Genomic DNA, 16,229 nt, shown 5'->3' with positions numbered 1-16,229 from the left:
GTGGTGGTCACCGCCGGCTTCCCGACGGGATCTCGGCCGATTCCCTGACGGATTCCGTGTCGGGCTTGCTGACGGGGTTTGTGGCGGGACTGCCGGCGGGTTCCGTGGCGGGACTTCCGGCGGGTTCTGTGCGGGGCTTTCTGGCGATCAGGTGCAACCGGTCGCCGTCCGCCGCGTGACCCGGCTCGGCGCCGGGCCGCCAGGCAGGTTCGGTGCGCGGCCCCGGGCCGTCGTACAGGGCGAGGACCTCGAAGCCGTGGACGGTGAGGAAGTGGCGCAGTTCCTGGGGCAGGAGCAGCCGCCACGCCGACCGCTCCTCGACGGGTGGACTGCCGTCGTCGGCGGTCCAGACGCGGGTGCGCCGGAGGAGCTGGGCGGCGCGGTCGACGCGCAGGACGGTGGTCGAGCGGTACGTGGTGCCGTGCCAGGTGAAGCGGGAGACGGCGGGTGTGGCCGGAGGCTCGTCCCGGCCGAGGAAGTACGCGCCGTTGCGCATCTCCGCGACCAGCAGGCCGCCGGGGACGAGGGTGCGGCGGCAGGATCCCAGGAATCCGTCGAGCTGCTCGTTCGTGTGGCAGTACAGCAGCGAACTGTCCAGGCACACCACGGCGTCGAAGACGCACCGGCCGAAATCGAACCGGCTGAGATCGGCCTGCACGTACACCGGTCCCGGGTGGTGCTCACGGGCGTGGGCGAGCATGGTGCCGGACAGGTCGGCGGCCGTGACACGTCGTCCGGCGGCCTGGAGTCGGGCGGCGTCGCGCCCGGTGCCGCAGCCGAGGTCCAGGACCTCCGGCCCCGCGCCGTACCGCCGCAGGAGGTCTTCCGCCCAGCTCCCGGCGAGGCGCCGGGGATCGGGGAACCTGGCCTCGTACAACTCCGGGCGGTCGGTGAGCAGGTTGCCCGTCCGGTGTGTCACGCCGTCACCGCCACGGAGGCGGGGCGGGTCCGGGGGAGGGTGCCGTTGCGGTGCAGCCAGGCCACTCCCGCCGCCGAGGCGAGCCCGGCGGCCAGACAGCAGGCCCAGGGCAGCAGGGCGGCCGGGGTGCCGCCGCCGTTCCGGGCACCGTCCATGGCCAGGCCGACAGCCGCGTTGCCGAGGGCCGCCGCGATGCCGGAGACCGCGTAGAAGACCCCGAAGTACGTGCCCGTCAGCGCCTGCCTCCCGAAGCCGGGGATCAGCTCCATGACGAAGGGCTGCGCCGTCATCACCCCCAGGTGGAGCAGGAGGGCTCCGGCCACGACGGGCAGGGCGCGCAGGGTGGCGTCCAGGGTGCCGTCAGGAGGTGAGTCCGCGCCCGCGACGAGCATCGGCGGGACGAAACCCAGCCCCATCAACACCAGCCCGGCCGCGATCCAGCGCCCTCTGCTGCCCCGCCCCTTCAGCGCGCGGGTGATGCGCATCTGGAAGGCGATGCCCGCGAGTGTCCCCACGAGGAAGACGAGCCCTGCGGCGCCGTCCCAGCCGGTGGCCTGCCGGGCGCCGGCCGGCAGCAGCAGATAGAGCTGGTTCTCGAGTGTGAACATGCCGACCATGGCCAGGGCGAAGGCGAGGAAGGCACGGTTTCCGAGGGCTTCGCGCCAGTCGGCGGTGACGCTGCCCGTGGCCGGCGGCACGTCCCGGGCGGGGAGCACGAGGGCCTGGGCGACGGTGAGCACGGCAAAGATCCCGGCGGCGGTGAGCGCGGAGGCCCGGAAGTCGACGAGCAGCAGGGCACTGCCGAGGAGAGGTCCTACGAGGGCGCCGGTGGTCGCGAAGACGTTGAAGAGGGCGAAGGCCTCCGCCCTGCGCTCCCCCGCCTCCTGGGCGAGATAGGTGCGGACGGCGGGATTGAACAGGGCACCGGCCACGCCGCTGAGGACGGAGGCGGCCAGGAGGACGGGAAGTCCGTCACCGAGCGCGAAGAGGGCGAACCCGAGGGTGCGTATCGCGCAGCCGGTGATGATGACGCCTCGGGCGCCGAGCCGGTCGGCTGCGGATCCGCCTATGAGGAAGAGGCCCTGCTGACTCAGGTTGCGTACGCCGAGGACGATGCCGACGACGGCCGCCGACATGCCGAGGTCGTCACCGAGGTGGGTGGCAAGGTAGGGAATGAGCAGGTAGAAGCCGGTGTTGACGCCCAGCTGATTGACCATCAACAGGCGTATGGGGAAGGGGAACGCACGGATCTCGCGCCAGGTCCTCATGAGGCGGCGCTCCGGACTGCGGCTCGGGCGTCTTCTCCGGCTCCGGCTCCGGCTCCGGTCTCTGCTCCGGTTTCGGCGTCGACTCCGGTTTCGCCTCCCGCTCCGGTTTCGGCTCCCGCTCCGGTTTCGGCTCCCGCTTCGGTCCGGGGGCGTACGCCGAGTCCCGGCCGGCCGGTGGCCGCGACGTGTCCGTCGCCGCCCCCGATGCCGGTCCACGGATCGTGGGCGAGCAGGAGATGCCCGTCGAGGTCGGTCCAGCGGGCGCGGTCGGCGATGTGGACCGCAGGGGCGATGCCGAGGGTGCTGGCGGTCAGGCAGCCGAGCATCAGGTCCGTGCCACTGCCCTCGATCAGGGCGGCGATACGGAGAGCGGCGTGGACGCCGCCGCATTTGGCGAGTTTGACGTTGATCCCGTGGACGCGTCCGGCGAGCCGCCGCGTGTCCTCGTAGGTCACGGCGTCCTCGTCCGCGATGACGGGCAGGGGCGAGCGTGCGGCCAGCCGTGCGAGGGCCTCCGGGTCGCCGGGGGCCAGGGGCTGCTCCACGGCCTCGACGCCGAGTTCGGCGAAGAGGGGCAGAAGGGTGCGGGCCTGTCCGGCTGACCAGGCGCCGTTGGGATCGAGGAGGAGACGGGCGGCCGGGGCAGCGGCGCGGACGGCTCGGACCCGGTCCAGGTCCGCGTCGTGGTCAGGCGCACCCGCCTTGATCTTGATGACGGAGAACCCCGCATCGGCCAGCTCGCGGGCCTGCGCCGCCGCCCGGCCCGGGGAGATGAGGGAGATGGTGCGGGCGGTGGCGGTCCTCGGCGCCACGGGGGACCCGAGGAAGCGGTGGACGGCGGTGGCCGTGCGCTTGCCGACCAGGTCGAGGAGCGCGGCCTCCACGGCGGCGGTCATCGCGGCCGGGGTGCCGGGTGCGGTGAGTTCGCCGACGCGCAGGGCGTGCAGCGCGGTCTCCGGTCCGGCGAAGCGGGTGAGCCACTCCCCTGCCCGGACGGCGAGGCGTTGGAGGGTGGGGGTGTCGAGCTTGTGGAAGACGCTGCTGACGGCCTCCCCGTGACCGGTGAGTCCTTCGTGTTCCACGCTGAGGACGACGGCGTCGCGGGCGGTCATGACCGATCGCGAGATGCGCAGCGGCTCGGCGAGTACGAGTCGCACGGTGTGCTGGGTGAGTCTCACGGCTGCCTCTCCGAACTGTCCGCCAGCGGATCGGTGACGGTGGTGCACCTGGCCCATCCCCCGGTGTACGGGGCGCGCGGGTGCGAAACGTCGACGGGGTGCCCGGCCGCGAGGCCGGGGTCCAGGTGGTGGGCGGTCATGAAGTCGTCGTCGTAGACGGTGCCGAGATAGCGGTGGGGCCCGTCGGGGAAGACAGTGGCCACAGCGGCCCCCGGGTGGGTGCGGGCGGCCCAGGCGGCGACCCGCGCGACGGCGCCGGTGCTCCAGCCGCCGCTGACGAAATTGCCCCGGGCGAGGCGCCGACAGGCGTCGGCGGCTTCGGCCGGGCCGATCCAGTGGACCTCGTCGAAGGCGTCGTAGGCCACGTTCCGCGGATGGATGCTGCTGCCGAGACCACGCATGAGCCGGGGCGCGGCCTGCTGTCCGAAGATGGTGGATCCGGTGGAGTCGACGGCGATGAGACGCAGCCGTGGCCAGTGCCTGCGCAGCGGTGCGGCGATCCCGGCACTGTGTCCCCCGGTGCCGACACTGCAGACGAGGATGTCCAGATGGTCGAGCTGGGTGGCCAGTTCGGCCGCCAGCGAGGCGTAACCCGTCGTGTTGTCGGGGTTGTTGTACTGGTCGGGCCAGTAGGCTCCGGGCATCCGGGCGAGCAGGTCGTGGAGCCGCTCCAGCCGGGCGCCCTGCCACCCGCCGCGTGGGGCGGGGCGGTCCACGAGTTCGAGGTGCGCACCGTACGAGCGCAGCAACTGCCGCATGGAGGGTTCGAGTTCGCTGTCCCCGACCAGCACGACGGGATGCCCGAGGGCCTGTCCGGCGAAGGCGAGACCTATGCCGAGCGTGCCGGAGGTCGACTCCACCACCGGTGCGCCGGGCAGCAGTTCGCCTCGCTCCTCGGCGCCCAGGAGCATGGAGACGGCGGCCCGCGCCTTCATGCCGCCGACGGCGTGCCCTTCCAGCTTGGCCCAGAACCCCGGGTGGGGCAGGGGCAGTCCGGCGGTGATCCTGGCCAGCGGGGTGCGGCCCAGGAGTGCCAGGAGCTCGCGGTTGGGAGCGAGGGCGGGCGGTGAGGCCGTGATCACGAGGTACCTCCGTCGGATGTGCGGGAGCGGTGGACCGTCGCGCCGGGCTCGCCGTCGGATGCGCGGAAGCGGTGGACCGTAGCGCCCGGCCCGCTGTCGGCCGAGCGGTAGCGATGAACGGTGCCCGGCCCGCCGTCGAGCCAGAAGAACGGGTACGGCTCCGCGCAGACCGCGGCCACTCCGGCGCCCAGGAAGCGGGGCAGGACCGCGCTCCCGGTCTGGGCGAACATGACCAGCGGTTTCCCGTGGTCCAGGGCGCTCCGGCGCAGCGGGTCGAAGGTGCCGTTTCCGAGTGTCATTCCGGAGGCCAGCACGGCGTCGCAGCCGCCGATCTCCGCGAGCGCGTCCGTGCGGATGGGCTCCCCCCACTCGGTGGTGCCGGCCTTGAGGTCGCAGGGGATCACGGCGAGGGAGCGCGAACGTAGTGCGGAGATGAGGGAGTTGACGACACCGACGACCAGGACGGTGCAGCCGGGGCCCACATCCAGCAGATCCACGACCGCCGCGGCCCGCGCCTGCGACCGTTCGAGCGAGCTCCCGGCGGGGATGCTCACCGGCTGTGCCCCGTGGGTCGGGGTGTGCGGGGAGACGTCCATCAGATAGGCGTCCAGAGCGGCGACCCGGACCGGCAGCAGCGGGTGGGCGAGGAGCGCGTCCACCTCCGCTCCGGCGCACTCCTCCACGGTGCCGTCGGGGAGCGAGCCCGGTTCGACCGCGCACGAGCCGACGGCGTGGCCGAGGCGGAGGCTGAGGACCTCGTTGCGGTATCCGCCCTGCCGTCCGTCGTGCCGTGCGGCCTGGACCGTCGTGAAGGCCACGGAGATTCGACCGGCCCGGGGATCCGGGCCGAGCTCGCCGTGGAGGGCCTGTTCGAGGAGGCCGTCGAAGGAGGCGTGGGTGCGCGAGGCCGTCGTCATGAGCGCACCAGCAGCGGTCGCACTCCCACGAGCAGCGATGCGACGCGGTCCCTGGCGCCGAGCCCGGTCGTGTCGCCCGCCATGACGTGCCCCAGATACGCGTTGTTGCTGTCGGCCGCCTCCACCGTGCGGCCCGCCTCGGCGAGCTGGACCTCCAGGACACCGTCGGCGTCCCTCAGCCCGTCAGCGCCCTCCACGGACGCGAGCGTGCCCGTGCCGTCGGGGACGAGGAATCCGATGGCCGCGCTGCGGAGCCCGGTGTCGCGCCGCCTGAGGTCGGGCTCGCGGCCCAGCGCCACGTCGACGCAGGCGGCGGCGAGGTCGATGCCGGTGACATGGCGGACCAGTTCGGTGATGCGATTGCCCGCGGGGCGGGGATTGACCTCCACGACCCGGGGGCCGTCGGCCGTCAGCTTGATCTCGGTGTGCGCCACGACGTCGTCCAGGCCGAGCGCCGCCCCCGCGCGCAGCGCGGTGACGGTCGCGGCGTCACTGTCGTCAGGGGACAGGGCGGCCGGGAACATGTGGCCGGTCTCGACGAAGGCCGGGGCCCCGCCGATGCTCTTGTCCGTCAACCCGACGACGTGGGCGACACCGCGGCAGGTCACGGTCTCGACGCTCACCTCCGGGCCGTGGAGGAACTCCTCGAGCAGGATGTGGGGCGCACGCCGCTGCCCCCTCGCGTTGCGCGGGAAGTCGGCCAGCGCCCCGCAGGCCTCGGCCAGCTGCTCCGGGTCGTCGACCCGGCGGACGAACATACCCGCGCAGAGGTCCACCGGCTTGACCACCAGGGGATAGCCGATGCCATGGGCGGCCGCCGCGGCCTCCGCCCCGTCGGCACACACCGCGAAGCGGGGGCCGGGGACACCGGCGGCGGCGAGGACGCGTCGGGTGGCGTCCTTGCGGCAGGCGTTCTCCATGGCTTCGGCCGAGGGGCCCGGCAGGCCCAGCCGGCCGGCGATCCGGGCGGCCGTCGGCAGGTAGTAGTCACAGGACGTGACCACTCCGTCGAAGCGCAGTGCGTCGTGCAGTCGCTCGACCTGCGGAAGCAGTGCCTCCACCTCATTGGTGGGCGCGGTGACGACATTACGTGCGGTGAGCAACGGGTGCCCTGTGCCCTCCGGCGCGGACCGGAGGTAGTGGTGCAGGTCGCGGGTGAGGAAGGTGAAGTGGTGCCCTCCCTCCCTCAGAGCCCGCGGCAGCAGTCTGCTCATCGATCCGACCCAGCTCTCGACCACCAGCAGATGAGCCACGAGTTCCCCTTTGTCACAGTGCCGTTGGGATGGCGGGCAGGCAGAGGTCACCCCTGTGCGGGGGTCTCCGGACCCGACCGCCCACACGTTATCGACAATCGTTTTCATTGTCATCTAAAACAGCGTCAGCATCGCGGAGAGGCGGCTTCCGTTGCGCCCCTCGCCGGACCGGAGTGGAATTGCCTACAGGGGACCCGGAGGAAGGGGCACGTCATGACCGACAGCGACAGCGACCGGGGGGACGACGTCTACCAGCCGCAGGAGCCGGAGGCCTCGGACCCCGATGACCTGCTGGACCTGGAGGACACCCTGGACACGTCCGGGCTCGCCGACGTCCTGGACGAGGGCTACTCCCCGCCGGACCGGCCCTGGGCGGTCGACGACGAGGGCACCACCGCTGCGGAACAGCACTCGGGCGAATCCCTCGAAACCCGGCTGACCAGGGAGAACCCCGAGGAGACCGGTCCGGTCGGCGACGGCAGGGGCGATCTCGCGGACGGCGACGGGGAGCTCTACGACACGGAAGTGGGGACCGACCGGGCGGGCAGGCTCACGCAGGAGGGCGACGGGCACGTGCCCTCCACGCTCACCGCCCAGGACGTCGGCATCGACGGTGCCGCGGCGTCCGCCGAGGAGGCGGCGATGCACCTGATCCCCGAGGAGGAGGACCTGTTCGGGGAGGAACCGGCGCGCTGAGGAATCCGCCCACGGATCACGGCGCCCGGAATCGTCCGCCCTCGCCGGTCTCCCACTGACGGCGCCCACCCTCGCCCCGTATGCGTACCGGGCCACACGCGCGTACCATCCTCCTTCCCGGCGGAGGTCCCATCGCGGAGGTTTTCCCGTTGCGGAAGCTGGAGCCCTGGCGGGCTCGGCGCAGCACGGTGTCCGATGCCGGCACCCTCTTCGCGGTGTGCGCACCGCACCGATGATGCGCGACGCCCTGCACGTCGTAGGGCTCGGCGCCCGCGCCCGGCAGCTTCTGGACGTACGTCCAGCGCTGGGAAGCGGGACGGCGCACGCACTGCGGCCGAGAACACGTGGTCCCCCATATGGGTGCCGTCGCACACGACGGAGCACGTCCGAACGGGACGGACACCGCCGGGAGCATCGGACCCACGCCGGTGAACACACGCGCGCCCATGGGCGCGGGGGGCCCGGACGGACCGGCCGAAACGCGCCGTCGTGCTGCCCCGTACCCCCGAAAACGCTTGGACGCCGACCGCCCGGTCACGGAAGACTCGTCCTTCCCGGACCTCTTGCCGCGGAAGCGGCGAGCGCTGCCGCCGGGGACGGTGCTGCGCCCCGAGGGGCGGAGAGACCTCCCACCGCGGCGGAGTCCGGAGCAACTGCCCGCGAAACGACATGAGGTCGGCATGGGATCGCAGCAGTCTCACGGCACCGTGCCGGGCAAGGGCCCGGTCCGGCTCGCACTCCGCCACTACCTGCGGGAGCTGTCCCGCCAGCGCGCGCTGTCCGTTCCGGCGCTCCTGCTCCCCGCGCTGGGAAACATCGGGATCACGTACATCGCGCCACTGGTCGTCGCCAAGCTCGTCGGCCGGATCGCCGAGGAAGGGTCCCTGGGCCTGCGCGAAGCCCTCCCGTACGTCGGCGTGTTCGCCGGAGTGCTGCTCCTGGCGGAGACGCTGTGGCGTCTGGGACTGCACTGCCTCAACCGTGTCGACGCACGGGGCATCGAGCACCTGTACGTCACCGGCATGGACGAACTGTTCGCGAAGGACGCCGCGTTCTTCCAGGACAACTTCGCCGGATCACTGACCAAGCGGGTGCTGAGCTTCGCGTCACGCTTCGAGGAGTTCGTCGACACCCTGACGTTCAACATCGTCGGCAGCCTGGCCCCGCTGCTCTTCGGCACGGTGATCCTCTGGAGCTACGACCCGCTGCTGGTCGCCGGCCTCCTGACGATGATCACGGTGACCGCGGTCTGCGCCGCGCCGCTCATCCGGCGCCGCCAGAAGCTGGTCAACCGGCGCGAGGAGGCGATCGCCAGGGTGTCGGGCCACGTCTCGGACGCGCTGATGAACATGGACACCGTGCGCGCCTTCGCCGCCGAGGAACGCGAGGCCGCCGAGCACCGGTCACGGGTGGCCGAGTCCCGGCGCCTGACACTGCGCTCGTGGGACTACGGGAACCTCCGCATCGACACCCTCGTCGCGCCGCTGTCCGTGCTGACCAACGGACTCGGCCTCCTCCTCGCCGTCGGGATCGGCGCGGGCGGCGGCAGCGTGGAGGCGATCGTGGTCGCGTTCACGTACTACACCGGCTCGACCCGCATCATGTTCGAGTTCAACCAGATCTACCGCCGTCTGGAGAGCTCCATGACCGAGGCGGCCCAGTTCACCGAGCTGCTCCTGGCCCCGCCCACCGTGCTCGACCCCGCGTCACCCGAGCCGCTCGGTCCGCAGGCGGCGGACGTGCGCTTCGAGCAGGTCACCTTCGCCCACGACGGCGGCGACCCGATCTTCCGGGGACTCGAACTGGACGTACCGAGCGGGTCGAGGATCGGCCTCGTCGGCCGGTCCGGGGGCGGCAAGACCACTCTTACCCGGCTGCTGCTGCGGATGGCCGACGTCCAGTCGGGCCGCATCCTGATCGGAGGTCAGGACATCAGTCGGCTAAAGCAGTCGGACCTGCGGAGCCTGATCGCGTACGTCCCGCAGGAACCGGCCATGTTCCACCGCACGCTGCGCGAGAACATCCGCTTCGCCCGACCCGGTGCCACCGAGGCCGAGATCCGCGCGGCGGCCGACGCGGCCCACGTCACGGAGTTCGCCGACCAGCTCCCGGCGGGATTCGACACGATGGTCGGGGAGCGGGGCGTCAAACTCTCCGGAGGACAGCGTCAGCGGGTCGCCCTCGCCCGGGCCATTTTGCGCAACGCGCCGATCCTCCTGCTCGACGAGGCGACCAGCGCGCTGGACTCCGAGAGCGAGATCCTCGTCCAGCAGGCACTGTGGCAGCTGATGGAGGGCCGGACCGCGCTGGTCGTCGCGCACCGCCTCAGTACGGTCGCGGCGATGGACCACCTGATCGTGCTCGACCACGGCCGCATCGTCGAACAGGGCACGCATCACGAACTGCTGGGCACTGACGGCGCCTACGCGAAGCTCTGGCACCACCAGTCCGGCGGCTTCCTCGTGGACACCGCCGACGGACGGCCCGCCGCGCCCGAACCGACACGGTGACGGCGCGGTCCCCGGACGCACAGCGCTCCGGGGCCCGCGCCGTTCCGGCGTTCGACAGCGAGGCCGCCGTCGAAGGCTCATTGACATTACGGGCGACCCCACCGAGACTCGATCACATGCACGAGGTCCAGCCCCTTCCCAGCGAGCGCTGTCCCCGCCTCGTCCGCGCGTCACGCGCCGGGTGTTGATCTTCACCGCACCCCTCACTCCGCTTCGCCCGCTCCCCCGCACCTGATCCGACGTCACCGTCATGTGCCGTGCGGGCACGGCGAGCCCCGATCGTCACGGATTTTCCGCGTCGTGCCGCGTCATGCCACGCCCTGATCCGTCCCGGTCGTGTCCGCCCGCCGCCGTGCGGCGGTACCCGTCCTGCCCGTACCGCGACCGAGGCGGTGCCGGCACGCCCTCTCTCACCAACGGCCCCGGCCCCTCGCGCTCCACCGCGCGGGCCGAACTGTGATCGGACGACACGATGAGCTCGAAGTTCCTCTGGTACATCCCCAACACCGTCGAGCCGGGCCACCGGGGCGACGACACCACGACCGGCTGGGGGTCGGTCGAGTTCTCGACCGAGCTCGCCCGCACGGCGGAGGCCCACGGCTGGAGCGGCGCCCTGCTCGGCACCGGCTGGGGACGCCCTGACACGTTCACCGTGGCCACGGCCCTGGCCGCCCGGACCACGACCTTCGAGCCCCTGATCGCCGTGCGGCCCGGCTACTGGCAGCCGGCCCACCTCGCGAGCGCCGCGGCCACGCTCGACCAGCTCAGCCGCGGACGCGTCCTCTTCAACATCGTGAGCGGGCTGGACCACGTGGCCGCGTACGGCGACACCCGGACCGATCCCGCCCAACGGTACGCCCGCACCCAGGAGTTCCTGCACCTCCTGCGGCGCCTGTGGACCGAGGAGAACGTCACCTTCAGCGGCGAGCACTTCCAGGTCACCGACTCGACCGTCTCGCCCCGCCCGTACGCGACCGGCACGAGGACCCATCCGACGCTGTACTTCGGCGGCGCCTCCCCCGCCGCCGAACGGGTGTCGGCGGCGGAGGCGGACGTCCAGCTCTTCTGGGGCGAGCCGCTGGAGGGGGTCGCCGAACGTATCGGCCGGCTACGGACCTTGAGCGAACAGGTGGACCGCCGGCACGCTCCGCTGGAGTTCGGGCTGCGGATCACGACGCTGGTGCGCGACACCACCGAGGAGGCGTGGCGGGCGGCGGAGGAGAAGGTGGCCGCCATGGCCGCCGCCGACGGAGCCGCCTGGACGGGCAGTCACCGGACGGCCGTCGGGCAGCAGCGGCTCTACGACCTCGCCGCGCGCGGCGAGGTGCTCGACACGTGCCTCTACACCACACCCGGCACGTTCGGTGGTGGCGGCGCCGCCACCACCTGGCTGGTCGGCTCCCCCGACGACGTCGCCACGGCGCTGGAGAACTACCGCAAGCTCGGGATCACCCATTTCGTCCTCTCCGACACCCCGTACAAGCAGGAGACCACGCGCGTCGGCGACCAGCTGCTGCCCCTGCTCCGCGAACGGTCCGTCTGACAGCACCCGCGCCGGGCGCGGGCGGTCCGGGCAGCCGGGCAGCCGGGCAGCCGGGCAGCCGGGCAGCCGAAGAAGAACGTCATGTTGCAGGCAGGGGCACTCCCTGGACGCCGATAGGTGCATCTGCCAGGCTTTCGGACGCCCGCTCCGGCGTGCCGTCCTCGTCCCGTCCTCGTCCCGTCCCACCCCGGAGCCCCGCCCTCGGAAAGGGAGCACCCCTCATCATGACGACCTACCGAGCCCTCGGCCGCACGGGTGTGCAGGTCAGCCCGCTGACCCTGGGTGCCATGAATTTCGGCGCCTGGGCCAACAGCGACCACGACGACGCAGTAAAGATCATCCACCAGGCCCTGGACGCGGGGATCAACGTCATCGACACCGCGGACGTCTACTCGCGGGGCGAGAACGAGGAGATCGTCGGCAAGGCCCTCGCGGGCGGCCGCCGCGACGACGTGTTCCTCGCGACCAAGTTCCACGGCCGGGTGGACGACGATCCCCAGCACCAGGGCAACTCCCGGCGCTGGATCCTCAAGGCCGTCGAGAACAGCCTGCGCCGTCTGGGCACCGACCACATCGACCTGTACCAGGCCCACCGCCCCGATCCGTCCACGGACATCGAGGAGACTCTCGGTGCCCTCGACGACCTCGTGCGCCAGGGAAAGATCCGCTACTTCGGCACCACCACGTTCGAACCCCACCAGATCGTCGAGGGGCAGTGGGCCGCCGAGCGCCTCCGTCTGCAACGCCCCGTCACCGAGCAGCCCCCGTACTCCCTCCTGGCCCGGGCCGCCGAGCGCGCCGTCCTCCCTGTCGCCGAGCGGTACGGCCTGGGCGTACTGCCCTGGAGTCCGCTGGCCGGCGGCTGGCTGTCCGGCCGCTACCGCAAGGGGGACCCGGCGCACGCGGAGTCCAGCCGCCTGGAGCGCCAGCCGCACCGCCACGACCCCGCCCTCGAGGCGAACCGGCGCAAGCGGGAGGCGGCCGAACAGCTCGGGGAGCTCGCCGAGGAGGCGGGTCTGTCCCTCATCCACCTGGCGCTGGCCTTCGTGCTGGAGCACCCGGCCGTGTCCACCGTGATCATCGGTCCACGCACGCAGGAACACCTGGCGAGCCAACTCGGCGCAGCGGACGTGCACCTGACCCGGGACGTGCTGGACCGGATCGACGAGATCGTGGCGCCAGGGGTCACGATCAGCCCGGCCGACGAGGGCTACCAGCCCCCGTCCCTGACCGACGCGTCCACCCGTCGTCGAGGGGCGTCCCGCCACTGACGAAGGCGGATGGAGCCACGACTCCGGCGGTCGTCGCCGGGGTCACGGGCAGGACGGCCGTGCCACGCACCGCTGACGACCATCCGGGGAACACGGGCGACACCCTGACGGGCTCCCGGGCCACGACCGGCTGCTCACCGTAAGCTCGGAAGCCTGTTCCAGCACGGCGGTCGGTCGCACTGCCGCACACGACGAACACGGAAGCGGGCAGGGTCACAATGAGCAGTACAGCGCAGATCGGTGTCACAGGGCTTGCCGTCATGGGGCGCAACCTGGCCCGGAACTTCGCACGCAACGGATACACCGTCGCCCTGCACAACCGGACCGCCGCCCGCACCCAGGAGCTCGTCGAACAGTTCGGCGACGAGGGTGATTTCATCACCACCGAGAGCGCCGAGGATTTCGTGGCGTCATTGGAGAGGCCACGACGTCTCGTCGTCATGGTGAAGGCCGGGGAGGCCACGGACGCGGTGATCGCGGAGTTCGCTCCCCTGCTGGAGTCCGGCGACATGATCATCGACGGCGGCAACGCGCACTTCGCGGACACGCGGCGCCGTGAGCACGAGTTGCGGGAGCAGGGCATCCACTTCGTCGGCGCGGGCATCTCCGGCGGCGAGGAAGGGGCGCTCAACGGGCCGAGCATCATGCCCGGCGGCAGCACGGAGTCCTACGACTCGCTCGGGCCGATGCTGGAGAAGATCTCCGCGAAGGCCAAGGACGACGCCCCCTGTGTCACCCACATCGGGCCTGACGGCGCCGGACACTTCGTGAAGATGGTCCACAACGGTATCGAGTACGCGGATATGCAGCTCATCGGCGAGGCGTACCAGCTGCTCCGCGACGTCGCCGGGTACTCCCCCTCGCAGATCGCGGACATCTTCCGCACCTGGAACACGGGGCGCCTGGACTCCTACCTCATCGAGATCACCGCGGAGGTGCTCTCACAGGTCGACGCCGCGACCGGCAAGCCCTTCGTGGACGTGGTGCTCGACCAGGCCGAGCAGAAGGGCACCGGCCGCTGGACCGTGCAGATCGCCCTCGACCTGGGCGTCCCCGTCTCCGGTATCGCCGAAGCCGTCTTCGCCCGGTCCGTCTCCGGTCACACCGACCTCCGCGAGGCGTCGCGCCACCTCGCGGGGCCGACCGCCCGCAAGCTCGGCAAGGACGAGGCCGCGGCCTTCGCCGACCAGGTCGAACAGGCCCTGTACGCCTCCAAGATCGTCTCGTACACCCAGGGCTTCCACGAGCTCGCAGCGGGCAGCGACGAGTACGACTGGAACATCGACCTGGGCAAGGTCGCAGCGATCTGGCGCGGCGGATGCATCATCCGCGCCGCCTTCCTCGACCGCATCACCAGCGCCTACGAGGCGCAGCCCCAGCTGCCCAGCCTCCTCGCCGACAAGAGCTTCGCCGAGGAGATCGCCGCCGCACAGGACGACTGGCGCACCGTGATCGCCACCGCCGTCACCCAGGGCGTTCCCACCCCGGCGTTCGCAGCCACCCTCGCCTACTACGACTCCCTGCGCGCCGAACGCCTCCCCGCCGCCCTCACCCAGGGCCAACGCGACTACTTCGGCGCACACACCTACCACCGCACCGACCGCAAGGGCACCTTCCACACTCTCTGGGGCGGCGACAAGACCGAAGTCGAGAGCTGACCGACGTCAGCGGAAGCCGACGCCCGAGCGGAGTCGCCTCAGAGGCGATCGGAAGGCTGAAGGAATCAGCGGAGATGGACGAGGCCACGACGCTCCCGCCCCTCGCACCGCCGCGCGCAAGGACGCCAGCAAGAGGAACGCCCCGATCCACAGCCGTCGGCATCCATGTCCGCGTGCACGCGGAGTACAAGGAGCCGCTGTACGCCGCTCCCCTGCATGGTCGGGGCCGGCTCGGCCGCAAGGCCGGGTCGGGCTTCCACTCGTACTGCTGACCGTCCTACCGGCGGGGCACGTTCCCCTGGGTCAGGCAGTGTGCGGCCCGGGGAGCCTCGTCGGCTGCCGCCGACCCGACGCCGCGCCGGAGCGACGCCACGGACAGCGGGCCCGAAGCCCTGGGCCTTTCAGCGCTGACGCAGCCATCCGTGCTCGTGCTGCGAAAACTCCCTGAGCGTGCAGCGGGTTACGCAGCAGAGCAAGGGCCGCAAGACGGCAGGCATGGACAGGGAACGAGCACTCACCCCCCAGGCGCGAGCTCGTCGGCACCTGGGACGATGCCGATGACCAGGGCAGGCGCGGGAACCCGGGGGATTTCCCGGGTTCCCGCGCCCGCACCTCGCGTCACCCACATGACGGTGGTGACCCGTGCATGACGGTGGTGACGCCTACATGGCGGCGGTGATCACCTCGAGGCCGTCCGCCACGATCCGGCCGTCGTGCAGGACCGTGCGGTCGGTGCCGCGGTCCATGACGGCGCTGCTCGGCGTCTCGCCGTCGACGAGGAGCAGATCGGCGCGGTCGCCGACCGCGAGGCCCGGCCGGTCGGTCACTCCGGCGAGGCGCGGGACGTCGTGGCTCATGATGGAGGCGCCGCCCATGCTCGCCACCGCGAGGCACATCTCGATGTGGTCGTCGCGGCGGAAGTTGTTGGTGAAGGCGAGCTGCCAGGTGCGGTCGAGCAGGTCGCAGTTGCCGTAGGGGCTCCAGTAGTCGCGCTGGCCGTCCTCGCCGAGACCGACGCGGACGCCGGCCTCGGTGAGCTGGACGAGCGAGAGTTGGCCGCGGCCGGCGGGGGCGACGGTCGCCATGGCGATGTCGAGCTCCGCGAACTCCTCGATGAGGCGACGGCTGGTGGATTCGTTCACCGAGCCGAGCTCGTAGGCGTGCGACATGGTGACCTTGCCCTGCATCCCGAGCGCGCGCACCCGCTCCAGGATCAGATCCGTCGAGAAGACGCCCAGCTCGCCGGGCTCGTGCAGGTGGATGTCGACCTCGACGCCGTACTTCTCGGCAAGGCCGAAGACCACGTCGAGGTGGCCCTTGGGGTCACGGTCCAATGTGCAGGGGTCGATGCCGCCCATCACGTCGGCGCCCGCCTTGAGCGAGGCCTCCAGGTAGTCGGCGGTGCCGGGCTCGCGCAGGATGCCGGCCTGCGGGAACGTCATGATCTGGACGTCGGCGAGGTGCCCGAACTTCTCCTTGGCGGCGACGACCGCCTCGAACTTCTCCAGCTTGCAGTCGACGTCGACCTGCGCGTACGTGCGCACCCGCGTCGTACCGCGGGCGATCATGCGCTCCAGGGTGCCGGCCACCCGCTCGGGCAGGGGGACCTCGGCGTCGCGCCAGTTCTCGCGGTCGTTCATCGTCATCGTCCACACGCCGGGGCCGCCGGTGTGCGGGCGGAACGGCAGGCCGACGCGGGTGGAGTCCAGGTGGACATGGACGTCGCTGAAGGCCGGCAGGAGCAGGCGGCCGCGGCCCTCGACGACCTCTGCGGCGGGCGTGGCCGCCGGGTCGTGCGGGCGGATCGCGGCGATGCGGGTGCCGTCGAGCTGGACGTCACTGCGCTCGCCGCCCCAGGGGCGGACGTCACGGATGAGCATGTGGTGCAACTTCCTTACGTTGTCGGTCAGTCGGCGGGTGCCGGGTCAGTGGCG

The 16,229-nt window shown here is 71.7% G+C and carries 12 protein-coding genes and 1 pseudogene; 6 read left to right on the top strand and 7 right to left on the bottom strand.

What is annotated here, in order from left to right; genetic code table 11:
- Positions 1–7: 7 nt before the first annotated feature.
- From OG488_RS34560 to OG488_RS34535, 6 genes are read right to left on the bottom strand one after another with little or no spacing between them, the layout of a single operon-like run.
- The gene (locus OG488_RS34560) at positions 8–919 is read right to left on the bottom strand and encodes a class I SAM-dependent DNA methyltransferase (protein WP_329236455.1); all 912 of its coding nucleotides are present in this window, start codon (positions 917–919) and stop codon (positions 8–10) included.
- Complete coding sequence (locus tag OG488_RS34555) at positions 916–2,187, bottom strand: MFS transporter (RefSeq protein WP_329236453.1); 1,272 nt, start codon at positions 2,185–2,187, stop codon at positions 916–918. Before OG488_RS34555 ends, OG488_RS34560 begins: the two co-directional genes overlap by 4 nt.
- Positions 2,184–3,365: an enolase C-terminal domain-like protein gene (locus tag OG488_RS34550; RefSeq protein WP_329236451.1), complete on the bottom strand. Its 1,182-nt coding sequence runs from the start codon at positions 3,363–3,365 to the stop codon at positions 2,184–2,186. The genes OG488_RS34555 and OG488_RS34550 overlap by 4 nt, the downstream gene beginning before the upstream one ends.
- Positions 3,362–4,447, bottom strand: coding sequence for a PLP-dependent cysteine synthase family protein (locus OG488_RS34545; protein ID WP_329236449.1), 1,086 nt, complete (start codon positions 4,445–4,447; stop codon positions 3,362–3,364). Before OG488_RS34545 ends, OG488_RS34550 begins: the two co-directional genes overlap by 4 nt.
- Positions 4,444–5,364, bottom strand: a complete 921-nt coding sequence (locus tag OG488_RS34540; RefSeq protein WP_329236447.1) for a Rossmann-like domain-containing protein — start codon at positions 5,362–5,364, stop codon at positions 4,444–4,446. The genes OG488_RS34545 and OG488_RS34540 overlap by 4 nt, the downstream gene beginning before the upstream one ends.
- A complete protein-coding gene (locus OG488_RS34535; protein ID WP_329236445.1) occupies positions 5,361–6,617 on the bottom strand; it encodes an ATP-grasp domain-containing protein in 1,257 nt (418 codons plus the stop codon). Before OG488_RS34535 ends, OG488_RS34540 begins: the two co-directional genes overlap by 4 nt.
- 213 nt (positions 6,618–6,830) lie before the next feature.
- Between OG488_RS34535 and OG488_RS34530 the strand changes: the two genes are divergently transcribed.
- From OG488_RS34530 to OG488_RS34500, 6 genes and pseudogenes are all read left to right on the top strand, one after another.
- Entirely contained in the window at positions 6,831–7,313 is a 483-nt protein-coding gene (locus OG488_RS34530; RefSeq protein ID WP_329236443.1) for a DUF5709 domain-containing protein, read from the top strand.
- A gap of 680 nt (positions 7,314–7,993) precedes the next feature.
- A complete protein-coding gene (locus OG488_RS34525; RefSeq protein ID WP_329236441.1) occupies positions 7,994–9,823 on the top strand; it encodes an ABC transporter ATP-binding protein in 1,830 nt (609 codons plus the stop codon).
- Between the two features lie 472 nt (positions 9,824–10,295).
- On the top strand, positions 10,296–11,366 hold the full coding sequence (locus OG488_RS34520) for an LLM class flavin-dependent oxidoreductase (protein ID WP_329236439.1): 1,071 nt from the start codon (positions 10,296–10,298) through the stop codon (positions 11,364–11,366).
- A 224-nt stretch (positions 11,367–11,590) separates the two neighbouring features.
- Positions 11,591–12,637, top strand: coding sequence for an aldo/keto reductase (locus tag OG488_RS34515; RefSeq protein WP_329236437.1), 1,047 nt, complete (start codon positions 11,591–11,593; stop codon positions 12,635–12,637).
- Between the two features lie 218 nt (positions 12,638–12,855).
- Positions 12,856–14,295 carry an NADP-dependent phosphogluconate dehydrogenase gene (gndA, locus tag OG488_RS34510; RefSeq protein ID WP_329236435.1) on the top strand — a complete coding sequence of 480 codons (1,440 nt, stop codon included), beginning with the start codon at positions 12,856–12,858 and terminating at the stop codon, positions 14,293–14,295.
- Positions 14,296–14,733: 438 nt separating this feature from the next.
- Positions 14,734–14,856, top strand: a pseudogene (locus OG488_RS34500) (reverse transcriptase N-terminal domain-containing protein); the annotation flags it as partial.
- Between the two features lie 101 nt (positions 14,857–14,957).
- Here OG488_RS34500 and OG488_RS34495 read toward each other — a convergent pair.
- Positions 14,958–16,175, bottom strand: a complete 1,218-nt coding sequence (locus OG488_RS34495) for an amidohydrolase (protein ID WP_329236433.1) — start codon at positions 16,173–16,175, stop codon at positions 14,958–14,960.
- Between the last annotated feature and the right edge of the window lie 54 nt (positions 16,176–16,229).

The organism is Streptomyces sp. NBC_01460 (genome assembly GCF_036227405.1).
Lineage (GTDB): Bacteria > Actinomycetota > Actinomycetes > Streptomycetales > Streptomycetaceae > Streptomyces.
This window is presented reverse-complemented; position numbering and strand designations above follow the sequence as displayed.

Excerpts from the sequence above, each read along its gene's own strand:
- OG488_RS34555 (WP_329236453.1), bottom strand. The coding sequence starts at position 2,187 with ATGAGGACCTGGCGCGAGATCCGTGCGTTCCCCTTCCCCATACGCCTG.
- OG488_RS34540 (WP_329236447.1), bottom strand. The coding sequence starts at position 5,364 with ATGACGACGGCCTCGCGCACCCACGCCTCCTTCGACGGCCTCCTCGAA.
- OG488_RS34530 (WP_329236443.1), top strand. The coding sequence starts at position 6,831 with ATGACCGACAGCGACAGCGACCGGGGGGACGACGTCTACCAGCCGCAG.
- OG488_RS34525 (WP_329236441.1), top strand. The coding sequence starts at position 7,994 with ATGGGATCGCAGCAGTCTCACGGCACCGTGCCGGGCAAGGGCCCGGTC.
- OG488_RS34520 (WP_329236439.1), top strand. The coding sequence starts at position 10,296 with ATGAGCTCGAAGTTCCTCTGGTACATCCCCAACACCGTCGAGCCGGGC.
- OG488_RS34515 (WP_329236437.1), top strand. The coding sequence starts at position 11,591 with ATGACGACCTACCGAGCCCTCGGCCGCACGGGTGTGCAGGTCAGCCCG.
- gndA (WP_329236435.1), top strand. The coding sequence starts at position 12,856 with ATGAGCAGTACAGCGCAGATCGGTGTCACAGGGCTTGCCGTCATGGGG.
- OG488_RS34495 (WP_329236433.1), bottom strand. The coding sequence starts at position 16,175 with ATGCTCATCCGTGACGTCCGCCCCTGGGGCGGCGAGCGCAGTGACGTC.